Genomic DNA, 3,125 nt, shown 5'->3' with positions numbered 1-3,125 from the left:
GATCGCTCCATCAGCTAAACTTTTTGCTGATTCACAAACACTTTTTGCCTCTTTAACTAAAGTCATGGCTGTAGAAGCTTGTTCCCTGCATTCGCCGGCTAAGGCCTTGGCTTCTTCGGCTTTCTTCTGTACTGTATCTCCCAAAAGCTTGCTGCTTTCACTAACTCCACCACCCCCTTGTCTATCAGATTGTAATGCCTTCTCCGCCGCTGCTTTCACTTCATTCGCTAATCGAGATGCTTCTGACGCTTCTCGTTGCGCTTGCTCTGCTTTCGTCGTTGCCATATCCGCTGAACTTTTCGCCGATTCTGCAACAATCTTAACAGCTTCAACAGAAACTTTGACAACAGCACAAGTTTCCTGTGACTGTTCTGAAAAAACTTTTGCAGCCTCAGCCGTCTTTTTGGCTGCTCTAGCTTCTGTTAAAGCCTCAGACGCAGTTGTCTGCGCAGAACTCGCTGTAACTGCCGACGTTTCACTGATTCCCTTAGCCGATAAAGCTATCGTCTTAGCATCCGTAGCAGTACTTAATGCTGTCTCTGTCGTTACCTTCACTTCATTGGAGGCTGTCAAAGCAGAAGCAGCTGTTTGCTTAACTTCAGCGCAAAAAGACTTTGCTTCTTGCGCTAGTCGCTCTGCTGTTTCCGATTTAGAATTCGCAGAGTCCACTAAACTCTTAATTGATTCCCCAACACCATTTGTTGCGCTCACTGAATGACCAGAAGTCTCTGCTGCTACCTTCGCTTCATTTGCGAGGCGCATCGCTTCAGACGCATCTTGTTGTGCCTGAGCCGCTTTCGACGACGCCATCCCTGCAAGAGTTTTTGCCTCATCTGAAACCGTCTTAGAAATATCTGCTGTACTCTTGGCTTCTCTAGCGCCTGTTAATGCTGTATCCGCAATTGTTTGTAATTGGGACAATGTGTTCGTGAGTTCCGTAACGGAAGTTGTTGCCCGTTCCGATAAACCTTTGGCTACTTCCGCAATACCTTTAGCTGTAATCGCTGTCTCATGAGCCGTATCCGACTTACCACTTGCTTTCATCGCTAGCAGCTTGACTTCATCACAGGACTTTACCGCTGTGGATGATACTTGGATCGTTTCGGTTGCTGTCTGCTTCGCAACACTCGCAATTTGCTTTGCTCCCTCAGCAATGGTCTTGGCTTCTTCCGCTGTCCTCTGCAATAATTCCATACTTGTAAGGGCTTGAGAAGATTCTTGCTTCGCTTCCGTCGCCAAATTGACTGCACTAGCGCTTACCTGCTTGACTCCTTCAATACTCTGCAATAACGTAGCTAATTGACCTTTTGCATCATTGACTTCCACTGTTGCTTTATCTATAGAGCCCTTTAAGCTCGATGCTATTTCCTTGGCAGCATCCGACATGTTCTTGGCTTCTTCTGCTAAACCCTTGGCGCTTTCCGCTGTCTCTTTTGCAAAATTGGCAGCAGTCATCGCTCCTGTAACCTCTTCCTTCGCTGAATTAGACGTCGTAACCGCTGTACTAACCATTTCTTCCATCTTTGTTGCTGACGTAAGAGCTTGTTCCGAAACCCGCTTCGCTGCTTCCGCGACCTGCTGCGCTCCATTTGCACGAGACATCGCTTTCACAGCTTCTTGACGCGCATTAACAACCTGTTCTAACGGAGCAAAAGTTTCATACGAATACAAAGAAGCCGTCCCTAAAATCTTCGGAACAACAACGCTATCTTGCGAAAGCCCTTCTCTGATTTCCTCTTTCGTCGCAACAGGTATCAAATATTCATGACTATGATCAGGTATCTTCATCTGCTTTCGTCCTCACATCATTCAGAGTACTTCGTCTAAAGAACACTCTTTCAAATCTTCAAACTCTTCTCTTAAGGTATCTACAAGACATTGATTTATAATGATAATTCACTGTTTTGTATGTTGAATGAGAGTCCCGAATAACGTAGGATTCTCTCATTTCAAATCTGTTTATCTTGAATCAATCAAAACCTCTCATTTGCACATAGCAAGTGGGATGAGTGTGTGGATAAAATTTGTATAAGAAAGGAGTAAAAAATGGCTCTTATGAACCGTCTTAATGCAAGGGCTGTTGCAACATTGGGAGCTGGCAAATATAATGATGGTGCTGGCTTGCTACTTCATAAGCGTAAAGATGGAGGTGCTCAATGGATTTATCGCTATACCATTCATGGTCGGCGCCGTGAAATGGGTTTGGGTGCGTTGCAAAATGTTTCTTTAAAAAAAGCCCGTGAATTAGCAAATCAATGGCGTTCTGTTTTGCATGAGGGACGTGATCCCATTAAAGAGCGGGAGAAACAAAAGCGTGAGGCAATAAGCAATCTCCATTACTTAAAAGACATTGCCGTGGATGCTTTTGAAAGTCGTAAAGCCGAATTAAAAAAAGATGGTAAGGCTAGTGATTGGTTTTCACCTTTGCGGCTTTACATTCTCCCTAAATTAGGTTGTCTGCCCGTTTCTGAGATTACACAAACAGAGATACGCGATACCCTTGCTCCCATTTGGCATACAAAAGCTGGAACAGCTCAGATAGCATTGATACGTCTCAAACTTTGTCTCAAACATGCGGCTGCCTTAGGGTTGGATGTTGATTTACAAGCAGTAGAAAAAGCAAAAGCTCTCTTAGGAAAACAACGTCATAAGATCACTAATAGACCAGCAATGGATTGGAAAGATGTCCCTGCCTTTTATCAGTCACTCTGTAAAACACAAAACATAACACATCTTGCTTTGCGTCTGCTTATCCTTACAGGGGTTCGCTCTAACCCTTTACGTCATATTCATAAAGATCAAATTGATGGGGATATATGGACCATACCTGCTGAGAATATGAAAGGAAAACGGGATGCTACAACAGAATTTCGCGTGCCCTTATCATCTGAAGCATTAAAAGTAATTGAACAAGCCCGCTGTATTTCTAAAAGTGATTTCATCTTTTCTCTTACCGGTCGCGGTCCTCTTTCACATACGATGATGGCTTGGTATATGAGAAAAAATAAAATTGAAGCCTGCCCGCATGGCTTTCGTTCTAGTTTACGCAATTGGCTCGCTGAAACAACCAATGCCCCCTATGAGGTCGCTGAAACTATTCTAAGTCATACAGTCGGGGGGCAAGT

1 protein-coding gene and 1 pseudogene are annotated in these 3,125 nt (G+C 44.1%); one reads left to right on the top strand and one right to left on the bottom strand.

Annotated features, from left to right (window positions below; translation table 11 throughout):
* Positions 1–1,788 (bottom strand): annotated as a pseudogene (locus GGR08_RS07655) (hypothetical protein); the annotation flags it as partial.
* 258 nt (positions 1,789–2,046) lie between these two features.
* On the opposite strand from GGR08_RS07655, the gene GGR08_RS07650 reads away from it, so the two are divergent.
* The coding region (locus GGR08_RS07650; protein ID WP_183194717.1) for a tyrosine-type recombinase/integrase at positions 2,047–3,125 on the top strand (1,079 nt) is incomplete at its 3' end.

This window comes from Bartonella fuyuanensis, assembly GCF_014197255.1.
In the GTDB taxonomy this organism is placed as follows: Bacteria; Pseudomonadota; Alphaproteobacteria; order Rhizobiales; family Rhizobiaceae; genus Bartonella; species Bartonella fuyuanensis.
Note: the sequence above shows the minus strand (reverse complement) of the source record. Positions and strands in the feature narration are given on the sequence as shown.